The sequence below is a fragment of the Streptomyces vastus genome, from assembly GCF_039532825.1.
GTDB classification, from domain to species: Bacteria; Actinomycetota; Actinomycetes; order Streptomycetales; family Streptomycetaceae; genus Streptomyces; species Streptomyces vastus.
On sequence record NZ_BAAASJ010000073.1, the window covers coordinates 1 to 779 of the forward strand.

General features: G+C 72.1%; 1 protein-coding gene. It reads left to right on the top strand.

Annotated elements, in window-relative coordinates; genetic code table 11:
• Positions 1-779, top strand: a 779-nt coding sequence (locus ABD357_RS27275) for a transposase (RefSeq protein ID WP_344393659.1), incomplete at both ends; no start/stop codon positions are given.

The following is a 779-nucleotide window of genomic DNA, read 5'->3' on the forward strand; positions in this document are numbered from 1 at the left end:
CAGCCCCGCCTGGGCCAACGCTCTTGGCCGCGGCACCTACTGCAAGGCAGCCCTGGCCGTGCTGCACAAGACCGGCGCCGACCCGCACGCCGTGCGCCGCCTGGGCCGCAGCCGTCTGACCGCGCTGCTGATCCGGCACAGCCGCGGGGCCTGGCGCGAGGAACACGCCGAACGGATCCTGGACGCGGCCCGGCAGACCCTGACCCTGTGGCCCGACGGCGCCCTCGACTTCGCCGAGCCGGCCGAAGACATCGCCGGCGAAGCCCAGATGGCTGACCACCTGAGCACCCAGATCACCTCGCTCGAGGACCGGATCGCCGTGCTCTACGAGGAGGCCGATCCCGCAGCCGTCATCGTCTCCGGCCCCGGCCCGAGCACCGTCTCCGCGGCGGGCATTCTCGGCAGGCTCGGAGACCCCAACCGCTTCGCCAGCCCTGCCGGTATCCGCGCCTTCACCGGCCTGGTCCCCCGCGTCAGCCAGTCCGGTCTGGGCAGCCACAACGGGCCGCCCACCCGATCCGGCGACCCCGGACTGCGCGAGGCCCTCTTCAAAGCCGCCGACAGGACCCGAAGCGTCGATCCCACCCTCGCGGCCCGTTACCACGACCTGGTGGTCCACAAGAACAAGCACCACAACTCGGCTCTGTGCACGCTCGCTGCCGTCCTGGTCACCCGCCTGGCCGCCTGCCGGCGCAACGGCACCCGCTACGAGCTCCGAGACACCGACGGGCGCGAGATCACCGAGGCGGAAGGACGGCACATCTGCACCACCCGCTACA